The 26,441-nt window shown below is 58.5% G+C and carries 20 protein-coding genes; 7 read left to right on the top strand and 13 right to left on the bottom strand.

All coding sequences use genetic code 11. The features are described 5' to 3' along the window. The first annotated feature begins 161 nt into the window (after positions 1-161). Positions 162-1,217, top strand: a complete 1,056-nt coding sequence (gene rsgA, locus ACJO5Y_RS16825; protein ID WP_406988835.1) for a small ribosomal subunit biogenesis GTPase RsgA — start codon at positions 162-164, stop codon at positions 1,215-1,217. Between the two features lie 15 nt (positions 1,218-1,232). Here rsgA and motB read toward each other — a convergent pair whose 3' ends face one another. Together motB and motA are read right to left on the bottom strand one after the other, a co-directional pair. Next, a complete protein-coding gene (gene motB / locus ACJO5Y_RS16820; protein WP_406988834.1) occupies positions 1,233-2,192 on the bottom strand; it encodes a flagellar motor protein MotB in 960 nt (319 codons plus the stop codon). A gap of 29 nt (positions 2,193-2,221) precedes the next feature. Beyond that, positions 2,222-3,073 (bottom strand): flagellar motor stator protein MotA, encoded by an 852-nt coding sequence (motA, locus tag ACJO5Y_RS16815; RefSeq protein ID WP_406988833.1) that lies wholly within the window; start codon positions 3,071-3,073, stop codon positions 2,222-2,224. 176 nt (positions 3,074-3,249) lie between these two features. Between motA and asd the strand changes: the two genes are divergently transcribed. Beyond that, positions 3,250-4,107, top strand: coding sequence for an archaetidylserine decarboxylase (gene asd, locus ACJO5Y_RS16810; protein WP_406988832.1), 858 nt, complete (start codon positions 3,250-3,252; stop codon positions 4,105-4,107). A gap of 42 nt (positions 4,108-4,149) precedes the next feature. Here asd and epmA read toward each other — a convergent pair whose 3' ends face one another. Beyond that, positions 4,150-5,124: an EF-P lysine aminoacylase EpmA gene (gene epmA, locus ACJO5Y_RS16805; RefSeq protein ID WP_406988831.1), complete on the bottom strand. Its 975-nt coding sequence runs from the start codon at positions 5,122-5,124 to the stop codon at positions 4,150-4,152. A gap of 11 nt (positions 5,125-5,135) precedes the next feature. Beyond that, entirely contained in the window at positions 5,136-5,711 is a 576-nt protein-coding gene (efp, locus tag ACJO5Y_RS16800) for an elongation factor P (RefSeq protein WP_406988829.1), read from the bottom strand. Between the two features lie 45 nt (positions 5,712-5,756). On the opposite strand from efp, the gene epmB reads away from it, so the two are divergent. The 3 genes from epmB to ACJO5Y_RS16785 all read left to right on the top strand — a co-directional run bounded on the left by epmB (position 5,757) and on the right by ACJO5Y_RS16785 (position 10,862). After that, positions 5,757-6,797 carry an EF-P beta-lysylation protein EpmB gene (gene epmB, locus ACJO5Y_RS16795; RefSeq protein ID WP_406988828.1) on the top strand — a complete coding sequence of 347 codons (1,041 nt, stop codon included), beginning with the start codon at positions 5,757-5,759 and terminating at the stop codon, positions 6,795-6,797. Between the two features lie 111 nt (positions 6,798-6,908). Next, on the top strand, positions 6,909-8,714 hold the full coding sequence (locus tag ACJO5Y_RS16790; protein WP_406988826.1) for a cyclic-di-GMP receptor FimW-related protein: 1,806 nt from the start codon (positions 6,909-6,911) through the stop codon (positions 8,712-8,714). A gap of 63 nt (positions 8,715-8,777) precedes the next feature. Continuing rightward, the gene (locus ACJO5Y_RS16785; RefSeq protein ID WP_406988824.1) at positions 8,778-10,862 is read left to right on the top strand and encodes an EAL domain-containing response regulator; all 2,085 of its coding nucleotides are present in this window, start codon (positions 8,778-8,780) and stop codon (positions 10,860-10,862) included. Positions 10,863-10,875: 13 nt separating this feature from the next. On the opposite strand, the gene ACJO5Y_RS16780 is transcribed toward ACJO5Y_RS16785, so the two are convergent. The 6 genes from ACJO5Y_RS16780 to parC form a co-directional block, all read right to left on the bottom strand. Beyond that, positions 10,876-12,228 carry a sigma-54-dependent transcriptional regulator gene (locus ACJO5Y_RS16780; RefSeq protein WP_406988822.1) on the bottom strand — a complete coding sequence of 451 codons (1,353 nt, stop codon included), beginning with the start codon at positions 12,226-12,228 and terminating at the stop codon, positions 10,876-10,878. Continuing rightward, a complete protein-coding gene (locus ACJO5Y_RS16775; RefSeq protein WP_406988821.1) occupies positions 12,225-14,045 on the bottom strand; it encodes a sensor histidine kinase in 1,821 nt (606 codons plus the stop codon). Before ACJO5Y_RS16775 ends, ACJO5Y_RS16780 begins: the two co-directional genes overlap by 4 nt. An 83-nt stretch (positions 14,046-14,128) precedes the next feature. After that, positions 14,129-16,315: a TRAP transporter permease gene (locus ACJO5Y_RS16770; protein ID WP_406988820.1), complete on the bottom strand. Its 2,187-nt coding sequence runs from the start codon at positions 16,313-16,315 to the stop codon at positions 14,129-14,131. A gap of 19 nt (positions 16,316-16,334) precedes the next feature. Beyond that, positions 16,335-17,315, bottom strand: coding sequence for a TAXI family TRAP transporter solute-binding subunit (locus ACJO5Y_RS16765; protein ID WP_406988819.1), 981 nt, complete (start codon positions 17,313-17,315; stop codon positions 16,335-16,337). 198 nt (positions 17,316-17,513) lie between these two features. Then, a complete protein-coding gene (serB, locus tag ACJO5Y_RS16760) occupies positions 17,514-18,722 on the bottom strand; it encodes a phosphoserine phosphatase SerB (protein ID WP_406988818.1) in 1,209 nt (402 codons plus the stop codon). Continuing rightward, entirely contained in the window at positions 18,715-21,009 is a 2,295-nt protein-coding gene (gene parC, locus ACJO5Y_RS16755; protein ID WP_406988817.1) for a DNA topoisomerase IV subunit A, read from the bottom strand. The genes serB and parC overlap by 8 nt, the downstream gene beginning before the upstream one ends. Before the next feature lie 267 nt (positions 21,010-21,276). On the opposite strand from parC, the gene ACJO5Y_RS16750 reads away from it, so the two are divergent. Next, positions 21,277-21,504 carry a hypothetical protein gene (locus tag ACJO5Y_RS16750; RefSeq protein ID WP_406988815.1) on the top strand — a complete coding sequence of 76 codons (228 nt, stop codon included), beginning with the start codon at positions 21,277-21,279 and terminating at the stop codon, positions 21,502-21,504. 29 nt (positions 21,505-21,533) lie between these two features. On the opposite strand, the gene ACJO5Y_RS16745 is transcribed toward ACJO5Y_RS16750, so the two are convergent. Continuing rightward, the gene (locus ACJO5Y_RS16745; protein ID WP_406988814.1) at positions 21,534-22,118 is read right to left on the bottom strand and encodes a YceI family protein; all 585 of its coding nucleotides are present in this window, start codon (positions 22,116-22,118) and stop codon (positions 21,534-21,536) included. A 63-nt stretch (positions 22,119-22,181) separates the two neighbouring features. Next, a complete protein-coding gene (locus tag ACJO5Y_RS16740) occupies positions 22,182-22,733 on the bottom strand; it encodes a cytochrome b (RefSeq protein ID WP_406988813.1) in 552 nt (183 codons plus the stop codon). Between the two features lie 596 nt (positions 22,734-23,329). Between ACJO5Y_RS16740 and ACJO5Y_RS16735 the strand changes: the two genes are divergently transcribed. Then, positions 23,330-24,625: an EAL domain-containing protein gene (locus ACJO5Y_RS16735; RefSeq protein WP_406988812.1), complete on the top strand. Its 1,296-nt coding sequence runs from the start codon at positions 23,330-23,332 to the stop codon at positions 24,623-24,625. Here the strand turns inward: ACJO5Y_RS16735 and ACJO5Y_RS16730 are convergent. Then, positions 24,609-26,387 (bottom strand): SLC13 family permease, encoded by a 1,779-nt coding sequence (locus ACJO5Y_RS16730; RefSeq protein WP_406988811.1) that lies wholly within the window; start codon positions 26,385-26,387, stop codon positions 24,609-24,611. The genes ACJO5Y_RS16735 and ACJO5Y_RS16730 overlap by 17 nt on opposite strands. Between the last annotated feature and the right edge of the window lie 54 nt (positions 26,388-26,441).

Here is a 26,441-nt window from a genome sequence, read left to right as displayed (position 1 = left end):
GGATGTGCTTGTAGCGTGTCCCGGAGCGTGGCACCCGCCAGTGCCCGTAAATTCAGATAAATTCTCAGAGGTTGATGCCAATCGTGCGGGCTGCGATCCTCCGGTTAGCGTATGATGTCACAGCAAATACCACCCTTCATCAAGAATCCAGAAATTACTTCATGGCAAAACGGCGACTGAACAAACAGCAGCAATGGCGCATCAAGAAAATCCAGGCGGAACGGACGGCGCGGGTTTCCCGTAAGGAGAAAGCCATTGAGGAGCTGACCGAAGCCGGCGAGCTGGGTGCAGAACAACAGGGGCTGATCATTGCCCACTACGGTCAGCAGCTGGATGTGGAAGCCCTGGAAGGCGAACACCAGAGTCAGGTGGTGCGCTGCTTTGTGCGCGCCAACATCGACAGCCTGGTGACCGGCGACAAAGTTATATGGCGACCGGGCAAGAGCGAAACCGGTGTCATTGTCGCCCGCTGTGATCGCACCAATCTGCTGCAACGCCCGGACAACTTCGGGGCTCTGAAGCCGGTGGCGGCGAACATCGATCACATTATTCTGGTGATCGCATCGGAGCCGGAACCCCATGACAACCTGATTGACCGGTATCTGGTGGCTGCCGAGAGCACCGACATTCCGGTGGTTATCCTGCTGAACAAGACTGACCTGCTGACCGATCAGAATCGACAGGGTGTTGATGAATTGTTGGGACGCTACGAAGCGCTGGGTTACCAGGTGGTGCGCACTTCCGCCACGGCGTCCGGCAGTACGCCGTCACCGCAGGTGGAGGCTCTGGTCAGGAATCAGACCAGCGTATTCGTGGGCCAGTCCGGTGTGGGAAAGTCATCGATTATCCAGACTTTGCTACCGGAGGAATCGCTGAGAGTCGGGGCACTGTCGGAGAGTACTGGCAAGGGCACCCATACCACCACTACCGCCAAACTGTTCCACCTTGCCATTGGAGGGGATCTGATTGATTCTCCGGGCATCCGGGAATTCGGGTTGTGGCATATGACGCCCCAGGAAATCGAATACGGATTCCGGGAAATCCGCGACCTGATCGGCCACTGCCGTTTCCGCAACTGTCGTCATCTGGGGGATCCCGGTTGCGCCATTGATGCGGCGGCCGAGGAGGGGCGTATCAGCACTCCACGGCTGAAGAGTTTTCATCGCATCCTCAAGGACATGGCAGAGCAGCAGTCGCGGGGCCTCAAGCTCGACTGAGCAAGGCCAGCGCCGTTACCAGTTCAGCTCGCCCTCGGCGGGCTCTTCCTGCTCGCGCATCCAGTCGCCCTGCTCCAGGTTTTCCATCGCCTCTCCCTGTTCCGCCTCTGTCGGCTGGGTCAGATCGATCAGCGGTTCATCGCTGCGCCCGGCATTGTTCTGGATGCCTGCAGCGGCTTTCTTGTTGAGGACGATGATCGATATGCGGCGATTCACCGGCGCCGTAGCGTCGTCTTTGTCGAAAAGGACCGAATCACTCAGGCCCACGACCCGGGCAATCTGACGCGCGCCAACGCCGCCGGCAACCAGGGCCCGGCGCGCGGTATTGGCACGATCCGCAGACAACTCCCAGTTGGTATAACCCGGGCGTCCGCTGAAAGGCGTGGCGTCGGTATGGCCGGTGATGCTCAGCTTGTTGCTCACCGCACCCAGCGGTTTGGCCAGCTCAAACAGAATATCCTGGGAGTAGTACTTCAGCTCCGCCCGGCCACTGTCGAACATCGGGCGCTGGGAGCGATCCACGATCTGGATCCTCAGCCCTTCACTGGTGATATCGATCAGCAACTGATCCTTGAATTCCTGCAGCGTCTCGCTCTCCTCAATGCGTTCCTGGAGCTCCTGGAACAGCTCTTCCATTTGTCGCTGTTCAAGGGTTTCCGCCAGCTCTTCCACCACCTGGTCTTCGATCTGGATATCACTCCTTTCGATATCCTGGGTACTCTCATCGACGACCGAAGCACTGCCTTCCAGGTCAACCGGGTTCGGTGAGCCACCCTCGGTAAAACCAACCGGATCCTTGAAGTAACCTTCTACCGCCCGCTTTTGCTCGGGAGAAGCGGTGGCCGTTAGCCATAACACAAGGAAAAACGCCATCATCGCAGTCGCAAAGTCTGCGAAGGCAACTTTCCAGGAACCACCGTGATGGCCGCCCGCTACCTTTTTCTTGCGTTTTACGATGATCGGTTGTTCTTCCACAAACCTGCTCCAACAGCCCCTGAATAACCTTACTTCGACCGGACGTGGTCGTTAAGCTCCTGAAATTCGGGGCGCTTGTCCGTTGGCAGCGCCTTGCGGCCAAATTCGATGGCCATCTGCGGCGCCTGACCGGAAACCGTTGCCACCACCGAGGCTTTAACGCACTCATAGGCCTTCAGCTCGTATTTGGCGGCGTGCTCGAGGGCAATGGATGTAGGGCCAACAAATCCGTACCCCATCCAGATCCCGAGGAAGGTGCCCACCAACGCGGCGGCCACACTCAGGCCGATTTTTTCAGGGCCTTCGGTGAGGAAGTTCATGGTAATAACGATACCGAGCACCGCAGCAACAATACCAAGGCCCGGCAAGGCGTCGGCAACCTTGTTTACGGCGTGGGCCGGCTCCTCCAGTTCGTGTTGGCGGCTGTCGATCTCGTTTTCCATCATGCCTTCGAGTTCGTGGGTGGCCATGTTGCCGGAACTGATGATGCGCAGGTAATCGGTGATGAAAGCCAGCAATTGCTTCGACTTCATAATGGCCGGATAGCGGGCGAAAATCTGGCTGGATTCAGGATTGTCGATGTCTTCCTCAATGGCCATTACGCCCTGCTTCCGTGACTTGTCAAAAATGTCGTACAGCAGGCTCAACAGGTCGACATAGAACGCCTTGTTGTATGGCGAGCCGGTCAACAACCGCATCACGCCCTGAAACACTTCTTTCACAGTGTGCATCGGGTTGGCGATGACAAAGGAGCCGACCGCCGCGCCACCAATGATCAGTATCTCAGTGGGCTGCCACAGCACCATCAGGTTACCGCCGTGCAGGACGTACCCGCCGAGAACACTCGAAATTACAATGACCGCACCGATAATGAGCAACATGGGAAGAAAAAACGCCTTATGTAATAGTTATCGGAAATTTGTGTTCGCAATCGCAACGCCAGAACAGAGCTGATAATAGCAAGGGCCGATGCGAACCGCGAAGCTGTGAAACAATTTCTATACACGCCGCCGTATTTGGTAAACTTCGCGCCTTCGAGCGCAAAGGATCCCGTTTAATGTTCAACAAGTTCTTCGTTTTAAGCCAGTACATAACCCCCCAGTTGGCTGTTTCCAGGCTGGCAGGTCGTTTGGCGGACAATGACCGCACCCCGGCGCTCAAGAACCGCGTTGTTCGCTGGTTTATCGGCCGCTATGGCGTAAACATGAGCGAAGCGGTGGAATCGGACCCGGAAGCCTATCCAAGCTTTAACGCCTTTTTCACCCGCGCCCTGAAGCCCGGGTTACGCCCGGTCGATAGCCGGGACTCCGCGCTGGTCAGCCCGGTGGATGGCGCCATCAGCCAGCTCGGACACGTCACCGGTGACCGCGTATTTCAGGCCAAAGGCCAGTCTTTCAGCCTGACGGAACTGCTCGGAGGCGACGAACAACGAGCGGCAGACTTTGCGGAAGGTGAATTCGCCACCATCTACCTTTCCCCCAAGGACTACCACCGGATACACATGCCCCTGGCCGGCAAGCTGCGGGAAATGGTGTACGTTCCCGGCAAGCTGTTCTCCGTTAACCCGGTCACCGCCGAGAACGTGCCTAACCTGTTTGCCCGGAACGAGCGCGTTGCCTGCATTTTCGATACCGACGCGGGCCCGATGGCGATGGTGCTGGTGGGGGCAATGATTGTTGGCAGCGTTGAAACCATCTGGGGCGGCGTTGTCGCACCCGGCACCGGCCAGGTTACGTCCACCCGTTACGACGATGGCCAGACGGACATCCGCTTTGAAAAAGGCGAGGAGATGGGCCGTTTCCGCCTGGGATCCACGGTTGTGCTGGTGATGCCGAAAGGTTCAGTAGCGTGGAATGAGGACGAAGTTCCCGGGAAAACGGTCAGGATGGGGCAAGCCTTCGGCACCCTGGCCTGAAGGAGCGACCATTCAGCGCCCCTGCGAAGCAGTCAGGGGCGCTCAGGCACGTTCGGACGGGAAGGCAAGCACATCGGCAATGTCACTGGTTCCCAGCTTCAGCATCAGCAACCGATCCAGCCCCAGGGCGACACCAGCACACTCCGGAATCCCCGCCTCCATGGCATCCAGCAGGGCTGAATCCACCGCCATTTCAGGTTTTCCGGACTGGCGCCGGATCCGGTTGTCGGCAGCAAATCGCCTGCTCTGTTCGGCCGCGTCGGTCAGCTCCCAGTAACCATTACACAACTCAACGCCCTGGATATACAACTCAAAGCGGTGGGCCTGCCGGACCCCATCGCGCTCGCTGACCCTGGCCAGCGCCGCCTGAGATTCGGGATAGCCAGTGATGAAGACCGGTCCGTACTCCGTCAGGGCCGGCTCCACCAGATAACTCATCATCAGATCGAGGCAACCATCACGCCCCAGAGCCATTGCCTGTTCCGGCTCTAGCCATTGCTCGCAGCAACCTGCCAATTCCCGGTCAGACGCCAGAAAAGGATCCAGGCCGGCAAACCGGCGAAAGGCATCACCGTAGGCCATCACCTCCGGCGGCCTGCACCCCAGCCAGCCGGCCACCAGGTCACTGACTTCCGCCATCAGGTCACCGTCGGTAAACCCGGGACGGTACCACTCCAGCATGGAAAACTCCGGATTATGCCGGCGCCCGCGCTCCCCGTCCCTGAACACTCTGGAGACCTGAAAAATGGGGCCGGAGCCTGCTGCCAGCAGGCGCTTCATGTGATATTCCGGGGAGGTCTGGAGCCAGCCACCGGCGACCCCGCCGGCCACGGCCGTGGTATTGGCGGGAATGCCGTCCAGGTTGGGATCCGTTACTCCGCAACGACCCAGTACCGGCGTTTCCACTTCCAGCACCCCCCTTTGCGCAAAAAAGCCGCGCACCCAGGCTAGCTGGTCTGCGCGGCTTTTCAGGGCGCTTAGTGAAGCCGAAGGCTGCCACTCGAACGCTCGGCTCATGACAATGGCCTTCAGCTGCTCTTGACGCGGCTGACGTACTCGCCGGAGCGGGTATCCACTTTCAGCACTTCACCAATGGTGATGAACAACGGCACGTTGACCACGGCGCCGGTGGACAGGGTAGCCGGCTTGGACCCACCCTGGGCGGTATCGCCTTTCATGCCGGGATCGGTGTCTACCACTTCCAGCTCGACAAAGTTGGGAGGCGAAACGGAGAGCGGTGCGCCGTTGTACAGGGTGACAGTGTACACATCCTGCTCTTTCAGCCATTTCACCGTATCCCCGACCGCCTTGGCATCGGCAGGATACTGCTCAAAGGAACCGTCGGTGAGCATGAAGTGCCAGAATTCGCCGTCGGTGTACAGGTACTCCATGTCCTGGTCCATGACATCAGCCGATTCCAGGCTTTCGCCGGACTTGAAGGTACGTTCCCACACCCGGTTGCTCATCAGATTACGGAGTTTTACCCGGTTAAAGGCCTGGCCTTTACCCGGCTTTACGAATTCGTTCTCAAGAATCACGCAGGGGTCGCCATCCAGCAAAACCTTAAGACCGCCGCGAAATTCATTGGTAGAATATGAAGCCATGAAATGTTCACCTGAAAAGATGCGATTAAAAATTCAAGGGTCGCTATGATACAGCGAACCCCCACCCGTATAGAAGCCCGCCTGGCCGATAACGACTCCCGCAGCTGGCAACAGCTGCTGTCGGAGTCTGTGACCACGCCGGAACAGCTGCTCCGGCGTCTGGATCTGGACCCCGGGCAATGGCTGGCCGGCGCTGAGCGTGGCCACCGGCTGTTCCCCGTCAGGGTGCCGGAACCCTACCTGAACAGGATGACACGGGGAAATCCCCAGGATCCGCTGCTACGCCAGGTACTGCCGCTGGCGATGGAAGACGAGCCCGCTGACGGCTACGTATCCGATCCGCTGCAGGAGTCCGACGCCCTGGAAACCACCGGGCTGATCCGCAAGTACCGCAGCAGAGCCCTGCTGATGGTGACCGGCCAGTGTGCCATTAACTGCCGTTACTGTTTCCGTCGGCATTTTCCCTATGATGAACATCGTTTGTCAGCGGCCGACCGGGACCATGTCCTCGATACGCTGGCGCGAGACACGCAGCTCAACGAAGTCATTTTCAGTGGCGGTGATCCTCTGGCCGTCAATGACCGCCTGCTGTCCGCCTGGGCCGAGGCAATCAGTGCCATACCCCATATCCGGCGGTTACGGATCCACACCCGGTTACCGGTAGTGATCCCGCAACGGGTGTGTGACTCACTGCTGTCCTGGCTGTCGAAGACCCGCCTGCAAACGGTCATGGTGCTTCATGTGAACCACCCGGCGGAGCTGGACAGCCAGACCCGTCAGGCCCTTGGCTACCTGCGGTCGGCGGGCGTCACGCTGCTCAACCAGAGCGTCATTCTCAGGGGCGTCAACGACAGCGCAGACACCCTGGCAGAACTCAGCGAACGGCTTTTTGATGCAGGCGTGCTACCCTACTACCTTCACGCTTTTGATCCCGTGGCTGGCGCCCATCATTTTGACGTCAGTGACGAGCAGGCACGAGAGATTGTGCGCACCCTGCTGGCGACACTGCCCGGTTTCCTGGTGCCCAGACTGGTGCGTGAGATTCCGGGCAAAGCGGGAAAAACGCCGATTGACCTGTTCGCGTGATCTGTTTGGCAAAGTTGGCCTGAATTCACCTGTGAAAGTTTGTCAACTCGTGAATTTTTCGCTTTTTGTTAAGCCTTTGCTATTTTACAGTTCAAAAAACGGCACTAACTAATGGAAGGCATAATCCTGAAACCCGATCTCCGTGTTCCCGAGCAAAAAACGGCGAGCCTCTCGTTCTGCGAGACCTCTCCGAAAGCTTTCCGGGACTGGGCGAACCAGTTGCCGATGGCCAATATTGGTGAAGCTTCGCGTCAGCTTTACCACGCCATCATCGAACTGAACCACCTTTTCATTGCGCCCCAGCAGCGCTTGCAGTTCCTTGAAATGATCCGTCCGAAAATTCATTTCGTGTGCACGGAACTGTCACGCCACTATCTCGGGCTGTCTGTTGCATTGCCCGAAAAACAACGCAAGATCGCCAACCTGTCCCAGGCCCTGCAATTACACTCCGCCAGTGGTTACAAACTGTGCGTTCTGGAGTTCCTCGACAACGGAAGCCTGGACAAGAATCGCAAAGCGGTTGCCACATCGGTTCATCGTGCCATGTCCGAACTGGCGGCCACCATCGTGCGCGCCCACCAACTGTACTGCCCGAGCCCGGCACACAGCTGGCTGGAATGCCATCGCCTGTTCCGCTTCGCCTATCGCAACAGGCTCGCCGGCATCAGCATTGACGATGACACCTTGAGCCACCGCCTCAACAGCACCGTTGAGGACTGCTATAAACGCATCCTTCTGCTCGGGTGTGCACGCCCGAACCAACTGCGACAGAATGAATTGCAGCACGCATACGAACTGTTCGAAACCTGGACCCGGCACGTCGTCTGCGATCCTCACCCTGGCGAGGAAAGTCTGTTCGCGGTCAACATGGAGAAAGATACGCCTCCGGTCTACCGCAGCCTGCTGGAGCACGGCCCGGATGGGGACACCTTTGGTTTCGACACCCTCGAGCTGTCGCGAATGCTGTCAGAAACATTAGGCGCGAGAGGATCCCGCGACCAGGGCAACAATGACCTCCAACTTCCCCCCAGGGTCAATGAAACGTTGCTGCAGCATCTGAGTCAGGCGCTTGGTATCCTCGCCAAACGCAACTTCAACCGCATTTCCAGCCAGGGCAAGCTGGAGGTCTGCGTCGGGCTGACTGCCGCGCATTACTTTGTCTCGGGCGAAAAGCCGTTTAACGAGTTCGTCAAAGGCAATGACAACGGCCACCACGAGGAGGAGAACCTGTTCGTCCGCTCTGCCCGCCAGAAGCAGGATGTCTGGGCCAGCGCCCACGATGCCGGCCCTGTGGAAGATGCCCCCCGCTCGCCGGACACACCAATCAACTACCGTGGCGCTTCCGCCAGGGCATCGCTGGCTGAAACAGGCAAGAATCGCCCCAAATCCCACCAGGCACTGCTGGTCAATGCCAGTCCCGGCGGATATTGCATTGCCTGGGAAAGCAACGTTCCCCCTGCCCTGCAAACCGGTGAGGTTCTCGGGGTACGGGAACATTCCAGCCACCCCTGGAGCATTGCAGTGGTCCGCTGGATTCGCCAGGTCAAGCACAAGGGCACCCAGATCGGCATTGAACTACTGGCGCCCAGCGCTGCCCCCTGCGGTGTCCGGCTCATCCAGAAAGTGGGAGCCAGCAGTGAATACCTGCGGGGACTTCTGCTGCCGGAGATCAGCGTTGTCAAGCAGGCCGCGACGGTGATCACTCCCAGACTGCCGTTCCAGTCCGGCAGCCGTATCACACTGCTCCACGACGGCCGTGAAGACCCTGGCCAGTTGTCGCTCAAACTGTCTGCCACCGGCAGCATCAGTCAGTTTGAGCTCAAACTCCAGAATTCCGAGGCCCTCAGCGTCGGCACGCCCACTCCCACGGCGGGCACCAATGAGGATGAATTTGACTCTCTGTGGCCCTCCCTGTAGCTTCAGCATCGGTGTCGACTACGGGGAGGCACCGCCCCATGCGTATCACGAGACGTCTGACGAATGCACAAAAAGAACGCCACCGTACACCTTCTGATTCTAGATCCCTCACAGAACGATGCAGAATCTCTGGTCAGCCTGCTGAGGAACTCCGGAAAAGCCACCCGGGCTCACCGCATCACCTCCGAGGAAGACCTGGAGGAGGCCCTTAAAAACGGCAACTGGGACCTATTACTGGCCCGGGATATCGAACAGGAATTCGGCGCTGACGACGCACTGGCGATGATTCGTCGCATGGACAAGGATATTCCGTTTATCCTGTTAACCGGCGAGTATGACCGGGACCGCACCGTATCGGTCATGCGTGCGGGCGCCCAGGATACAGTGCCGTTTCAGTACACCGATCAACTGGTTCTCGTGGTGAACCGGGAACTGGCAGCCCTGGATGAGCGCAGACGCCGTCGCGTCCTGGAGTCGCATCTGCGGGAAGCCGAGCAGCGGTGCCAGTTATTGCTGGAGAGCTCCAAGGATGCTATCGCCTATATCAACGATGGCATGCACATCTACGCCAACCAGTCCTATATGGAATTCCTCGGCTACGACGACATCGACGAGCTGATCTGCATACCTGTCCTCGACACCCTGACCCCCGAAAGCCAGGACCGGTACAAGGAATTCATGAAATCCTTCGCCGAGAGCGGTGAAGATGGCAAGACCATGACCTGCGTAGCCCGTCGCAGCGATGACAACGAGCTCAACGTGGTCATGTCAGTGTCAGCCGCCACATACGATGGCGAAGCCTGCACCCAGATCGTGCTGCAACCAGAACACAGTGATGCTGAGCTTGAGGAGAAACTGCGTCAGATCAGCAGCCAGGATCTGCTGACCGGACTCTATAACCGACAATACCTGATGGACGCACTCGGTCAGGCGGTTGCCAACGCCGGCAAGAACAACGAAACCGGCGCCCTGGCCTACATTGCCCTGGATAATTTCATGGGTCTGAAGAGCCAGGTTGGCATTGCAGGCGCTGACCTGCTGCTGGGCGACCTCGCCAACATGCTCCGTGAACACGCTCCCGAGGGGGCAACCCTGGCCCGTATGAGCGACGATGCCTTCTGCTTCCTGTGTCAGCCCGGCGACGAAAAAGCACTGGCAAACCAGTGTGAAGCACTGTGTAAAACCGTCGAAGACCACCTGTTCGACATCAACGGTCGCACCGTCCAGTTGACCCTCAGCATTGGCGTGGCAGCGATCACCGAGAATTCGCCGAAAGCGCCGGACGTTCTTGGCCGGGCCCACACGGCTTCTGCCGAGCTCAGGAAAAAGCAGGGCCACGCTCAGGGTAACGGCGTATTGGTATACAACCCGGCTGATTACGAAGCTCTTGATGATAACAATTCAGCGGAAGCCATCCAGAAAGCCCTGGACGAGAACCGCTTCCGTCTGCTGTTCCAGCCCATCATCAACCTCCGGGGTGAAGGCGAAGAGCACTACGAAGCCTTTGTACGGATGCTGGACAAGGACGGCGAGGAGGTCTCCCCGTACGATTTCCTGCCACCGGTCGGTCCTACCGACATGTCCATCAAGATTGACCGATGGGTCATCCTGCAGACCATCAAGCAACTGGCCAGTCACCGTTCGCGGGGTCATGATACCCGCCTGTTCCTGAACATCACCGCGGAAACTCTGGAAGACAAGACCTTCACCTCCTGGCTGAGCGTTGCCCTCAAGGCCGCCAGGCTGCCCGGCGACTCGCTGATCTTCCAGATCCGCGAAGGGGACGCCAACAATTACATGAAACAGGCCAAGGAATTCTCCAGGGCCCTTCATGAACTGCACTGCAAGATTTCCATCTGCCAGTTCGGTTGCGCCCTCAATCCGTTCAATACACTGAAGCACATCAATGTGGATTACGTGAAAATTGACGGCTCCTTCACCGAGGAAATCCAGAAAAGCGATGAAGCCAAGGAAAAGGTCAAGGAAATGGTCAAGAGCCTGCAAAGCTCCGGCAAGCTGACTATTATTCCACTGGTCGAGAATGCCGGCGTTCTGGCAACCCTCTGGCAGGCCGGAGTGAACTATATCCAGGGCTACTACCTGCAGGCGCCGGTGCCGGAAATGAACTATGACTTCGGGGATCACTGATCCCCGTCGAGCGTTACTCCCTGAACTCGGTCTTGTCCAGACCGTGCTTCTTCATCTTGTCGTAGAGGGTTTTCCTGGCTATCCCGAGTAACTCCATCGTGCCCTTGATACTGCCCTGACAGGCGTTCAGGGCACTGGCAATGACCGAGCGCTCGAATCCATCCACCATCTCAGCCAGGCTCTGCTGACCCGCCACATCGGGTGCCAGCCCCTCGTCACTGCCCGCCAGGGCAACCGGCCCCATCAGCACGTAACGTTCCGCCAGATTCCTCAGTTCACGGACATTCCCCGGCCACTCATACTGCATCAGCCGGGCGGCCTGGGCGGCGCTCAGGGGAATGCTCTCGCGGTCATGGCGAGCAGCGGCCACCAGGGCAAAGTGATGAAACAGCACGGGAATGTCTTCCTTGCGTTCCCTTAGTGGCGGTATGTCCACCTGGACCACATTGAGGCGATAATACAGATCCGCGCGAAAATCGCCGCCATCGCTCAGTTTTTTCAGGTCTTCCTTGGTGGCAGCGATCACTCGCACATCCACATCCATCGGCCGATTGCTGCCCAGGCGCTCAACCTTGCGCTCCTCCAGTACCCGCAACAGCTTGACCTGCAGGGCCGGCGGCATGCTTTCCACTTCATCCAGGAACAAAGTGCCCTTGTGGGCATATTCGAACTTGCCGACCCGGACCTTGTCGGCCCCGGTGAATGCGCCGGCCTCGTGGCCGAACAGCTCACTTTCGATAAGATTCTCGGGGACCGCGCCGCAGTTGATGGCGACAAACTTTTCCTGGCTGCGGGGGCTGTTTTCGTGGATAAAGCGGGCAATGGCGTCCTTGCCGGCCCCGGTCTCGCCCTTCAGCAACAAGTTGGCGGAGGTCGCCAGCACTGGCTCAACCCTGGCCAGAACGCTGCGCATGGCGGCAGACTCACCAAGCAGTCTTGGTCCGGGGCTCGCAAGGTGTCGCAACTGGGCTTTCAGGCGGCGGTTTTCCAGGGCCAACTGGCGCTTCTCCTGGGCATGGCGCAGTAATTCAATCAACTCATCATGGTCAAACGGCTTTTCGATAAAGTCATAAGCCCCCTGCTGCATGGCATTGACCGCCGTGCTGATATCCCCCTGCCCGGTCAGGATAATCACCGGAATGGCGTCATCCCGTTGGCGAACCGCCTCAAGTACGGCCAGGCCGTCCATGTCGGGCATGTTGTAATCACACAGCACCACGCCGTCAAAGTCGGTGTCGATATCAGCCAGCCCCGATTCCCCATCGGCAAAGCACGCCACGGTCATGTCGGCAAGCGCCAGGGTCTGGGCCATCACCTGCCGGATATCGGGATCGTCATCGATAAACACCACTGCTGGCCTGGTCATTCCACTGCCTCTCGCTTGTCCACTGTCAGGATGAATTCCGCACCCTGGCCATCCTCCCGGTTCTGTCCGATCAGGCGGCCGCCCAGGGCCTCCATGATCTGGCGGGAAATGGACAGCCCCAGCCCCAATCCCTGCTTCATGGATTTGGTGGTAAAGAACGGCTCAAAGATCTGCTCCGAGTTGCCGGGAAGCCCCGGTCCGTTATCCCGGACCCGACATTGCCAATTCCCTCCGCCATCCTCTATATCAATCCGGATGACCGGGTCGCACGTGCCTTCCACCGCATGAAGGGCGTTGGTCAGCAGGTTCACCATCACCTGCTCGATGCGAATCAGGTCACCGTGACATAATACCGGGGAGTCGGGACGCTGCCACTGCACACTGACCCCATCACTGGTTTCCTGTGCCCGGACAATCTTGAGGGCGGCGTCCACCGCCTGCCTCAAGTCAATACTGGCGGGACGCCCTTCGGATTTTCGGGCAAACACCTTGAACTGCCGGGTAAGCTCCGCCATTTTGCCACACAAGGTCTGGATTTCCGTCAGATTGGCGTTGACGGTCTCGGTATCGCCACGCTCCAGGAACCGCTGGCTGTTACGCGCATAGGACTGAATCGCCGTCAGTGGCTGGTTCATTTCATGGTTCAGTCCAGCCGACATCTGCCCCAGAACCGCAAGCTTGGCCGCCTGGATCAGCTCCTGCTGGATTTCCCTCAGCTCATTTTCGGCCTCTTCCCGCTGGTGGATTTCCCTGATCAGCTTTTGATTGGATGCCTCCAGATCGGCCGTGCGTTCCGCGACGCGCCGTTCCAGCTGGATGCCTCGCTGGGCCAACTCCTTCTCCCTTCGGTAGCGCTCCTTCAGGTAAAGCCAGGTCAGCACGACGCCCAGATACAGCACAAGTCCCATCGCCAGGAAACGTAGCTGGCTCCAGAGTACCTGACGCGTCCCCAACATGACCTCCAAACCCCAGTCCAGTTCCGGCAGGGGCGTGTAGACACTGAGGTATTCCCGCCAACGATCACCATCGCGAATGCGCACCCGCTGGGACTGCTCGGACACCCCGAACGGGGACCCGAGGTGTTCGATGGCCATCGGATTCAGCGGTTGACCGGGATACCGACTCTGTACCCGCACCATATCTGCCTTACCGACATGGTCCTCCGGCATAAAGTTGCGATAGAGCCATTCCGGCCTGCTGGAGAGGAAGCTGAACCCACTGCTGTCCAACACAACCATTTCCGCATCGGCAAAGGCTGCCGGTCGCTGCCATTGGGACTCCAGTTCGGTCACCGGGACTTTCGCCGCAACCACACCCAGCACACTCCCTGTTCTGGACTGGATTGGGTAGGAAAAATACAGACCGCGGACGTCGGAGGTGGAACCAAGGGCAAAGTACAGGGCCGCCGCACCACTGTTAACCGCCTGGTAAAAGTAGGGACGATAATCGAAGTTGCGGCCAATGAAGCTGTCCGCCCGATCGTAGTTGCTAGCGGCGATGGTGAGGCCGTCGCGATCCATCAGATACACGTCCGAACTACCAACGATCTCCGCCATCCGCTTCATCCGACGGTTGGCGCTGGCGATCCGGTCCGGGTCGCCGGGGCTATCCAGGGCTTCCCGCAGTGCCGGATGTTCAGCCATCAGCCCCGGGATGGGGCGATAGCGCTTCAGTTCCCGGTCCACCAACTGACTGTAGCGGAAGGCCTCCTTGAGACTCTCCCGCTCCAGCAACTGATAGCCTGACCAGGTGCCTAGTTGCCAGGACAGGATGGCAACGATCAGGAACAGTCCAGCCAGCCAGTAACGTGCAGTCATCAATCAGGTAAACCCGGTTGCTCGATCATGGCTGACATTATGCAGGTCGCTCGCGGCAAGAGCCACAAGCGACCCGCCAACCATCATACCCGGGCCTCAACACTGGGACTGGCCAGCTTCTTTTGGAGCAGGAAGGCTGCAATGGCAAAAGCCACACCGCCAAGGTCCGTCGTCAACCCGCCGGCGATCATCATCATTGCCGCCACCAGCAGCAACAGACGAACGACGGTCGCCGCCTGATTTCGCAGGAACCAGCCCTGCACGGCACAGGACAGCAGATAGACTCCCACCAGGGCCGTCATCAGGGCCCGCGCAATATCCAGCACACCGGCATCCATCAACAGGGCACCGTTGTAGAAGAACATGAACGGTACGATGAACGCGGCCAGACCAATGCGGAACGACTCCACCGATGTCCCCATGGCGTTGGCCCCGGAGATCCCGGCTGCCGCGTAGGAAGCCAGAGCCACCGGGGGCGTAATGGCGGATACCACGGCGAAGTAGAACACGAAGAAGTGTGCCGTAAGCGGATCAATCCCCAGCTTCACCAGGCCCGGAGCTACCACCGAAGCAGCAACAGCGTAGGCGGCCGTGGTGGGCATGCCCATACCCAGCAGCACAGAAATGCCCATGGCGAAGATCAGCGCCAGCAACTGACTGGTTTCGGCAACCCCCAACAACAGGGATGAGAAACGTGCGCCGACGCCGGTCAGTGAGATCACCCCGACGATGACGCCGGCACAGGCACACACCACGATGATCTGCACCGACATGATGCCCGACAGCTCCAGCGCCTTGAGGATGGAACGAAAGCCCATCTTATGGGGGGACAGCCAGCTGACCACCACCGCGGATGCCATGGCCAGGGTACCGGCACGAATCACCGAATAACCCATGAACAGGGAGACTATCAGGATCAGGATGGGAGCAAACAGATAGGCCTGTCGCGCCAGCCGCTTCAGGGAAGGCAGTTCATCGGACCGCATGCCCCTCATTCCGGTTTTTGCTGCCTCCAGGTCCACCATGAAGTAAACCGACGCAAAATACAGGATGGCCGGAATGATGGCCGCAATGGCGATCTCGGTATAGGGAATACCGGTGATTTCCGCCATGATGAAGGCGCCGGCCCCCATGATCGGAGGCATGATCTGCCCGCCGGTAGAGGCGGCGGCTTCAACCGCGCCCGCAGTCTGCTTGCGGTACCCTACCTTCTTCATCAGCGGGATGGTAAGGGAACCGGTAGAAACCACATTGCCGGCACTGGTGCCGTTGATCATGCCCATCAGCCCGGACGCGAAGATGGAAACCTTGGCCGGCCCACCCCGGGACCGCCCTGCCGCGGCAAAGGCAAAATTGACGAAGTAGTCACCCACTTTCGACGCCTGCAGGAAAGCGGCAAAGATGATGAACAGGATGATGTAGGTGGACGACACGGCTGTGGTTGGCCCCAGCACGCCCGCATCGGTATACACCTGACTGAAGAAACGCTGAACCGACAGTCCCGGATAGCTCAGGAAGCCCGGCAGATACGGCCCGGCGAAGACATAACCGAGAAAGATCAGGGCAATGGCCACCAGGGCAAGGCCCGCCACGCGGCGGGTCATTTCCATAATCAGGGCGGTACCCGCGACGGCGGCGAAGGAGATTCCCAGCGGCGCAAACGACGTGCCAGTGGTCATGCGCATGGGCGTGTTGTAGACCACCAGCAAATAGCTGGCCACCGCAATGCAGCATATCACCAGCACCAGATCCGGAACACTGAATCGGGCGCGGTCACGGCGATGGAACCAGCTCACCAGGATACCCAGACCGGTGGCAGCCAGCAGCGGCCACCCAAAGTGCCAGGTTTCAAGTTCCACTGGCAGTCGCATGGCGCCACCCTGCACCATCTCATACATCCGCCCGGTCTGCACCAGGGCGTAGACAGCGGGCACCAGCAACACACCCGCCGCCAGGGTTGTCCAGCGCCGGCCAGCGGGGGTGCGGCCTTCACTGAAATCCGCGCCCGAGAACAACAGGTAGCCCAGGATCAGCGCGCCACACACATGCACGATGCGGAAGGACCAGGTTTCCAGGGGTGAAATATTCAGGGTATACAGGTGAAACGCCGAGTACACGATGGCAAACAGCGTCACCGCCCAGAGCATCCAGCGACGGTAAAGGCGACGATTCGCCTCCACCGGTTCGTCATCCACTCCATGGACAAGCAGTTCATCCTCGGCGCCGGTAGTCGTAACCGGCGCCTGGCTTTGTTGTGATGAGGTTGTCATAGCAGATTCCCGGATGAGATTACTTGATCATGTCAGGTTCGATGGAGTAGCCGTTCTCGGTGAACCAACGGGCAGCACCGGGATGCCAGGGCAATACGGTGTTGTTGACATAATTTTCCGGGACACTGTTCTGTGCCGCCTTGTGGATGGACACCATCTTGTCGTTGTTCTCCATGGTCAGCTTGGTGATCTCGTACACGAAGCTTTCCGGCAGCTCACAGTTAGCGGTCGCAAAGTTCCACATGGAGACCGCCTGGGAATCGTCCGACAGGGACTGGTAGGTGCTTTCAGGAATGCTGAAAGGCGATACCGGGAAGGCATCAGTGACTGCCTTCAGTTCCTGTTCATTGAACTCGATGATGTTGATAGAGGACTGCACTTCCAACTGGCTGACAGCCGGAATCGGAATACCGGCGGCAAAGGCCACCACATCGATCAGACCGTCCTGGAGTTGCCCGCCCAGATCGGACCAGCTGCCGTTGCGGCGCTCAAAGTCTACGCCCAGGGTTTCCATCATGCGGGGAAAATAGGAATCCGATGTGGAACCGGCGGGACCGAAGCCGATGCGGGCGCCGTCAGGAATATCGGAAATGGAGGTAATACCGGAATCCGCCAGAACAGTGATGGAAAATGGCGTCTGGTACATGGGGAACATGGCACAGACGTTGTCCATTTCCATTCCCGGCATGAGGGGGCTCTTACCTTTAACGGCCTCACTGGCCGGCCCCATGGTGACCAGGCCGAATCCGAGATCACCGGTATGCACCAGGGCCATGTTCTGAACCGGCCCGCCGGTAATCTCGGCGCCTCCGGAAACCCCCAGGTTTTCGGCAATGAAGTTCGACCAGCCTGACCCATAGGCGAAATAGGTACCGCCCTGACTGGCGGTGCCGACCGTAAAGTTCTCCGGCCAGTCTGATCGGTCCTGGGCCAGCGCGGATCCGGTCATCAGGGCGGTGGTGGTCAGGGCAATGAAGGTATGACTCAGACGATTGCTCATGGCGTGCTCTCCAAATGGTCGTTGTTGTGAGTATTCCGGAGTCGAGCAGGACCCCGGTCAACCATTCAAAGCAACCGCCAAGCCAATTATCTATCACATTGATATTATTTGTTTTTTTAAATTTTTTCGGGGAGTACTGGGTGGATACCCACCCAGGCAGGAATCCGCAATGGGTGGAAACCCACCCATTGCGGATCGTTACTGGTCTTCGCTTTCCCGGTACCCGATCAGATAGAGGATAGCGTCCAGTCCCAAGGTGGAAATGGAATGCCGGGCCGACTCCTTGACCAGGGGTTTGGCGCGGAAGGCCACGCCCAGGCCGGCCTGACTGAGCATGGGCAGATCGTTGGCGCCATCACCCACGGCGATCACCTGCTCACGGGAAATGTGCTCCCGCTCGGCAATCTCCTGCAGCAGTTCAGCCTTGCGCTTACCGTCGACGATCTGACCGGACACACGACCGGTCACTTTGCCGTTCTCGATTTCCAGCTCATTGGCGTAGATATAATCGATACCCAGTTTGCTCTGCAAATGACGGGCAAAGTAGGTGAAGCCGCCAGACAGGATTGCGGTGCGATAGCCCAGGGACTTGAGACGACTGATCAGGTGCTCCGCGCCCTCGGTCAGCCGCAGGCGGCTGGCAATGCCCTCAAGCACAGATTCGTCCAATCCCTTGAGCAACGCCAGGCGCTCGGCAAAACTCTGACTGAAGTCCAGCTCACCCTGCATCGCGCGTTCTGTGATCTCCGCCACCTGATCGCCGACGCCGGCTTCAAGGGCCAGCTCGTCAATGACCTCGGCCTCAATCAGTGTGGAGTCCATATCGAACACCACCAGACGCCGGTTGCGGCGGAAAATCGAATCCTCCTGGAACGCGATATCCACATTCATTTCACCGGCAATATGCAGGAAGTCTGCCCGCAGCTGCTCCAGGTCCGACGGTGTTCCCCGCACGGAGAATTCCACGCAGGCAATCCGGTTCTCGGTTGGATTCAGGGAAGGCCGCGCCGACAGGCGGGTGATATTGTCAATGTTCAGGCCATGCCGCGCGGTGATGGCCGATACCCGGGCAATCTGCTCAGCCTTGATATCCCGGGACAGCAACGTAACGATGTAGCAGGCCCGGTTCCTGGCCGCCGCCCAGGTCTGGTAGTCCTCCTCCGTGATCGGCGCGAAACGCACCTGCAGGTCCAGGGCGTGCAGGCGGAACAACAGATCACGAATAACCGGGGACGACTTGGAGGCATCGGGAATCTCGATGAGAATCCCCCAGGTGAGATGATCGTGGATCACCGCCTGGCCGATATCCAGGATACGGACATCATACTGCCCCATAATCCCGGTGATTTCCGAGGTGAGACCGGGCTTGTCACGCCCGGAGACATTAATCAGGACCAGCTCACTCACTGTCGGAGAACTCCTCTTCCACGCCATTGCCATCGGCCGACGTTACTTCAATGCCATCCACCCGCTGCAAACCCCGTGGTAATTTGTGGCCACGGCGGCCGCGCTCACCGAAGTAATGCTCGAGATCGCTGAACTGCAACCCCATCTTGCGCTTTCCGGCCCGGATCTCGAGATTATCATCCTCCGCGAACACCGCCACCGCAACGACGTACTCCTCACGGTTCTGCACCCTCGCCGATGGAATACTGATGATCTTGTTACCCTTGCCCTTGGCGAGTTCCGGCAGTTCGTTCAGCGGGAAGACCAGCATCCGCCCTTCATTGGAAATCGCACCGAGGAACAGTGGCTTGTCGGTCGCGGGCACCACCACCGGAGGCATGATCTTCGCACCCTTGGGTACCGTAACCACCGCCTTGCCATTGCGGTTCTTGCTGATCATGTCTTCCAGGGAGGTCACAAACCCGTAACCTCCGTCGGTGACCAGCAGGACCTTGCGGGCCGGATCGCCCATCAGCAGGCCAGAAAAGGTCGCCCCGGATGGCGGGTTGATGCGCCCGGTCAGGGGTTCACCCTGGCCGCGAGCGGAAGGCAGGCTGTGAGCCATCAGGGCATAGGCCCGCCCGGTGGAGTCCAGGAACAACGCCTGTTGGTTCTGTCGGCCCTTGGCCGCCATGGCAAACCGGTCACCGGATTTGTAGTTCAGCCCCTCCGGCTCAATGTCGTGCCCCTTGGCAGCCCGTACCCAGCCTTTTTCGGAAAGCACCACAGTGACCGGGTCATTGGAAACCAGGTCGACCTCGCTGAAGGCTTTCGCCTCCTCACGCTCGACAATGGGCGACCGCCGGTCATCCCCATAGGTTTCAGCATCCGCCTGCAACTCGGCCTTGATCAGTTCACGCAGACGATCCTCGGATCCCAGGATAGCCTGCAGTTCATCCCGTTCCGCGGACAGCTCGTCCTGCTCACCGCGGATTTTCATTTCCTCGAGCTTGGCCAAATGCCGCAGTTTCAGTTCGAGAATGGCTTCCGCCTGCTCCGCCGACAGCCCGAACCGGGACATCAACTCGGCCTTGGGCTTGTCTTCGGTGCGGATAATTTCAATGACTTCGTCGATGTTCAGGTAAGCAATCAACAGGCCTTCAAGGAGGTGCAATCGTGCCAGAACCTTGTCGAGGCGATGCTGGAGGCGACGGGTGACCGTGGTGCGGCGGAAACTCAGCCACTCCGTCAGCATGGTCCTCAGGCCCTTGACCGCTGGACGGCCGTCGTTGCCGATGACATTGATGTTTACCCGGTAGGTTTTTTCCAGGTCGGTGCTGGCGAACAGGTGGGCCATCAGCCCTTCCAGGTCAACCCGGTTGGAGCGCGGTACAATCACCAGGCGAGTCGGGTTTTCATGGTCCGATTCATCCCGCAGGTCCGCCACCATGGGCAGTTTTTTCGTCTGCATCTGCTGGGCAATCTGTTCCAGCACCCGCGACCCGGACACATGGTGCGGCAGATCGGTCACCACGATCTCACCGCTTTCGCGGATCCAGCGGGCCCGCATCCGCAAGGAGCCGCGACCGGTCTCGTACATCTGGCGGATGTCTTTTCTCGGGGTAATGATCTCGGCCTCGGTCGGGAAATCCGGCCCCTTGACGTGTTCACACAGGTCATCAACCGTGGACTCGGGCTGATCCAGCAAGCGAATACAGGCCGCTGTCACTTCCCTGACGTTGTGGGGCGGGATGTCGGTGGCCATACCCACCGCAATCCCGGTGGTGCCGTTAAGCAACACATGAGGCAGCCGCGCCGGCAGCACCGAGGGTTCTTCCATGGTGCCGTCGAAGTTGGGCACCCAGTCAACTGTGCCCTGCCCCAGCTCACTCAGCAGGACATCAGCAAACGGCGCCAGGCGGGATTCGGTGTAACGCATGGCGGCGAAGGACTTGGGGTCATCCGGGGAACCCCAGTTGCCCTGACCATCCACCAACGGGTAACGGTAGGAGAATGGCTGGGCCATCAACACCATCGCCTCATAACAGGCGCTGTCGCCGTGGGGATGGAATTTACCCAGCACATCACCCACGGTGCGGGCAGACTTTTTATACTTGGAGGTGGATTTGAGACCGAGCTCGGACATGGCGTACACGATTCGCCGCTGAACCGGTTTGAGCCCGTCCCCGACGTTTGGAAGCGCACGATCAAGAATGACGTACATGGAATAGTCGAGATAGGCCTTTTCCGTGTAGTCCCTCAGTGAAACCCGCTCAAAGCCTTCATCCGTTGTCTGGAACTCTGGCATGGATGCCTCTTTTACCTGTTGTGAATTCTACTGACTGCGTCTGCCCTTGACCGGATCTGTCCGGTTCGAGTTTGAGGGCACATTATATGGACGCGGGCAGCGATACACCAACAACCACAACGCAATATATCCACGGCCACAGGATCGGGAAGGTATGAACGCCGGTTTCCAATAGCGGAATTCCCGCATGGAGACTATGTAATGGTGGCCGTATGCTCGCCTGCAGTGAGTAGATGACCGTTTTCACCTTTGAGCAAGCGGAACACTATGAAACCGAATATGAAAGCCTGTGGGCAGGCCATGGTGACCGCCATGGTCAATGCGGTGCTCGCCCTGGCACTGATGTTACTGGTCGAGTTTGCCATCAGCGGCACGCTTCACATGGCGGAGCCCTATCTGTGGGCAGGGCTGTTGATCTGGTTGGTTATCTTTGTTGCCCAGTTCTGGAGGCAGCGCCACCTGTGCCGCTGCGGGGAGGAAAGGAACGCGGGCTGACGCAACGCCAGCCCTCGCAGATACCACTATTACTGACGAATACCTTCCACCGAAATTTCGATTTCAACCGTTTCAGAAACTTTGCCAAGATCCATGGGAATACCGAAATCGGACAGCTTCAGCTCGGTTTCAGCCTCAAAGCCCATGCGATAGCCGCCCCAGGGGTCTTCACCATGGCCCAGCAGTTCCGCATCCAGGGTAATTTCCTTTGTCACGCCGCGCAGGGTCAGGTCACCGATAATATCGGCCTCATTGCCATCATCATCCATAACCACGCGCTTGCTCTTAAAGGTGGCCTGCGGATACTCATCCACATAGAGGAAGTCCTCGCTGCGCAGGTGCTTGTCACGCTCCGCGTGATTGGAATCCACGCTGGACGGGTCAATGGTTACCTCGACCGAGCTGTTTTCGGGGTTCTCGGCATCAAAGACAAACTGCCCGTCAAAATCGTTAAAGCGGCCATACAGCCAGCTGTAGCCAAGGTGTGAGATCTTGAACGTTACGAACTGGTGATTCCCCTCGGTATCAAAGGCATAGGTCCCACTGTGCTCAGACGCCTGAACACCCGCAACCATGGACATGGATACTGCCGAAGCCAGCAATAGTTTTCTCATAATGTTCTCCTTTGTGAAAAAGCCCGACGCGGGCAACGATGACCTGGATTCCGGGGTCAGCCGTTAGCGGCCAACACCCAACATGCGACGCAAGGTATTGTCCTTGTCCAGAATATGGTGCTTGACCGCAGCCACGGCGTGTAGGGCCGCAATAATAACGATGGCCCAGGTACTCCAGTAATGAATATCTCCGGCCACATCCTCCATGCCCTTTATCTGCCCGGTCATGGATGGCACTTTGAACCAGTTGAACACTCTGATAGATGATCCGTCCGCGGTAGAGATGAGATAACCGCTCACCATGGCGACAAACAACAGGATATAGAGCAGCATATGGACGAGGTGAGCAGAAATTACTTCCCAACGGGTATGGGTCGGCAAGGGCCTGGGAGCAGGGTTGGCAAACCGCCAGACCACCCGGAAAAGGACGACCATAAACAGGAGGATACCGATGCTACGATGAATATCCGGCGCCAGGCGATACCACTCATCGTAGTAGGACAGACCAACCATGTTATAGCCCAGTCCAAACAGCCCGAACACGGCAAGGGCCACCAGCCAATGGACAATAATACTGACAACGCCAAACTGGCTGGACGAATTACGGACTTGCATGATCTGGATATACCCCACTCCCTGATGGATCGAAATTCCTGCGCACAGTCTAAGAAGCAGCCGCTTTAAAGCCAACCCAAATGTTTTGCACACCAACGTCAGATTTTCTGACCGAGAAGCCGGCCCAAAGTTTCCGATCGCCCCTAATCAGCCTGACGGGACGCCATTACTGGGCAACCGGGACTATGCCTTTGGTCTGATACGGGTTTTACGGATTGTTGATAACCTGAACTAAGATAGACTCCATACATACTTAACCCCCCTGGCGTACCTGCTGGGTGACTTACTGAACAAGAGGCATGAACATGGAACTTGAATTCGACGAAAGCGTCGTTGTCCCGAGCAATAACTGATCCCTTGGCGGCCCCCGTGGCCGCCGGATCCTCCCCCTTTCCCAGTATGACAAAATGCCTGATCAGGCCCAATTTGCCGTTTTTTCCATTAATCAGTGGCAAAACCACGGTGTTTTTGGCAACCTTCCCATCATCACAGGGCCAATCTTTCAGTTTGTGACCAGGCACCTGTAATCTGTATTTACAGTTCGGTCAGCTTATGTATAGCGACCGATGCATTCGTCTATAGATTCAGTACAGCCTATGTCGCGATCCCTTCCTGAAAAGCTGGCAGCGCCGGATGTAGATTTGCTGTCCCCCATGCTCAACAAGGAAGGTGATTCATGGACAGCGGACTATCAGGGGCTGACCCTGAAAACCGCGCTGCAGCCTATTTACAGTATTTCCCATAAACGGGTGGTGGGTTATGAAGCCCTGATCCGGGCCTTCGATACGGACAACGCCGCCGTATTGCCGATACACCTGTTCCAGCTACCCACGTCCAACGCCGAGAATCTGTTGCTCGACAGGCTCTGCCGATATCTCCATATCCGCAACTACACCGGCTTCCATGACCAGTTGAACTGGCTGTTCCTGAACGTATCACCACAGGTGGTCACCAGCGGCACCCAGGCTGATTCCTTCTTCGGGCAGTTATTGAAAAAAACCGGCCTCCCCCCGCACCGCATCGTCATTGAAATTGTGGAACAGCCGACGGACGATGCCGACAGGCTCCGGGAAACGGTGGCGTACTACAAGAAGCTCGGTTGCCTCACTGCCATTGATGACTTTGGCGCTGGCCATTCAAACTTTGAGCGCATCTGGAACCTGTCTCCGGACATCGTGAAACTGGATCGCAAACTGCTGACACGGGCCACCGAGGACAACAAGGCGCGTCAAATCCTCAACGGCATTGTTTCCCTTTTGCACCAGTCCGGCTGCCTGGTACTGCTGGAGGGCGTGGAGACAAGGGATCAGGCCCTGATGGCCATTGATGCCGGCGTGGATTTTGTTCAGGGTTACTACTTCAGGAGGCCCAGCATTCTGCTGGAGGAGATTTCGACCAGAGCAGCGGACATTGACCGACTGCTCAGCGAGTACAAAAGCCAGAGCCTGGTCACCAGTGACCCTACCCACCAGTTGATTCACTACTTCTCCGACGACTTCCGCGAGGCCATCGCCAGGCTGAACGAGGGTGTCGGAATGCAACAAGCCTGCCTGCGGCTGCTTGAACACCCAGCCGTTTCCCGGTGCTACCTGGTGGATGACAAGGGCGTCCAGATCGAGGACACCCTGATATCTGAAACCACGGCACGCAGCCTGGATCCACGGTTCCGCCCGCTGGAAAGCACCACCAGTGCGGACTGGTATCGCCAGCAGTATTTGCGGCAGGCCCTGGCGCGCCCGGAGAATCTCCAGGCCACCACCCCCTATCTCTGCATCACGGGTGCCTATATGTGCGTCACGCTGTCCCTGGGCTATTACTACCGGGGGGAGTTGAGGGTACTGTGCTGCGACCTGATCGCCAATTCAACCCGGGGCATCAGCCAATCGGGCTGATGCCGTAAACCAGGCCAATAACCGCAACGGTCAGCAGACCGATAAACACGTTCATTGGCAGCCCAACTTTCACAAAATCCATAAAACGGTAGCCACCGGGGCCGAACACCATCATGTTGGTCTGATACCCTAGGGGCGTGGCAAAACTGGCCGACGCTGCCATCATCACAGCAATCACAAACGGTTCTGCGGGAACGCCAAGTACTCCGGTCATCGACAGGACCACCGGAATCACCAGAACCGCTGCCGCGTTATTGGTAATAACCTCGGTCAGCACCGACACGGTGAAATACACCAGAAAGATGGTCAGCAAGGGATGGCCATTGCTCAGCCCGAGGATACCCTCGGCCATATATCCGGCCGCTCCGGTCTGTTCCAGTGCTGCGCCCAGGGCGAAAGCTGCCGCAATGGTCAGCACCACCGGAACGTCCACCGCTTTCTGGGCCTGGCCAACAGAACAGCAACCGCTGAGAATCATCAGGGCGGCGCCCATCAGGGCGGCATTCAACATACTCAACACGCCAAAGGCCGCAGATCCGACCAGCACCAGCAGGATGCCCCAGGACAGCCAGGCCCGGTCATGCCTTGGGGTCTCGGTTTCAAGGTCATTGATCAGCAGGAAGTCCTTGTTGTAGCGCTGCCGGGTCACAAAGGCCGGACGGGCTTCAAGCAACAGGACGTCTCCGGGTTTCAGGCGGATGTTGCCCAGATTCCCCGATACCCGCTCACCGCCCCGGGCAACCGCCAGCACCACCGCACCGTAACGGTCACGGAAGCGGGCGTCACGGATGGTCAGGCCCAGCACCTCGGACTGCGGTGACAGCGCCGCTTCCACCAGACGACGCTCTGCCCGATCCTTGCTCAGGCTCGGCTCGTCATCGTGTACCGAGGGCACAATACCGTTGATCCGCAACAGGTCTGAAATCGCCTGGGTATCCCCGGCGAACACCAGCCGGTCCCCGCCCTGAAGCCGCTCCTCGGACGGCACGGCGGTCACCACGCTGCCATCACGCTCGATTTCGACCAGGTACAACCGCTCCAGCTCCCGCAGGCCCGCCTCGCCGACACTCTTGCCCACCAGGGGCCCGTCGAAGGCCACCGCTACCTCCAGGGTAAACTCCCGCATGGAACCAAACTTCTGCTGGTCCTTGCGATCCGGCAGCACGCGGGGCAATACCACAAGCATCACTGCCACACCAATCACCGCTACCGGCAGGCCGACGGCGGTGATGGAGAAAATCGAGAAGCCCTCTTCCCCGGTCAGTTGCTGGTACTGGCCGTTCACCACCAGGTTGGTGCTGGTGCCGATGAGTGTCAGGGTGCCGCCGAGAATCGCCGAATAACTCAGCGGAATCATCAGCTTGGATGGGGAGATGCCAATCTTGCGGGACCAGGCGTGAACCGCCGGGATCATGGTAGCCACAACCGGCGTGTTGTTGAGGAAGCCGCTGAGAAGGGATACCGGCAATGCGATGCGCGCCTGCGCGGAGCGGACGCTTTTGGGGGAACGCAGAAGGTAATGCACCACCAGGTCCACACCGCCGGAATGATGAATGCCGGCGGCCACCACAAACATGGCAACCACCGTAATAAGGCCGCTGTTACTGAACCCTGCCAGGGCCTGGTCGGCTGTTACCACACCACTGGCACTCAGTACGACGAGCACCCCCATCATCACCAGATGGGGGCCGAACCGTCCCACACTCATGAGCACCAGCGCCACGCCTGCCAGGCTCAACGCAAACCAGCCCTGCCAGTCCATAGATCCTGCTTCCCAAAGTTAAAGGGGGCAGGATAACGGCTTTATGGAAGACTT

Source organism: Marinobacter alkalisoli (assembly GCF_045449855.1).
Classification (GTDB): Bacteria; Pseudomonadota; Gammaproteobacteria; order Pseudomonadales; family Oleiphilaceae; genus Marinobacter.
This window is presented reverse-complemented; position numbering and strand designations above follow the sequence as displayed.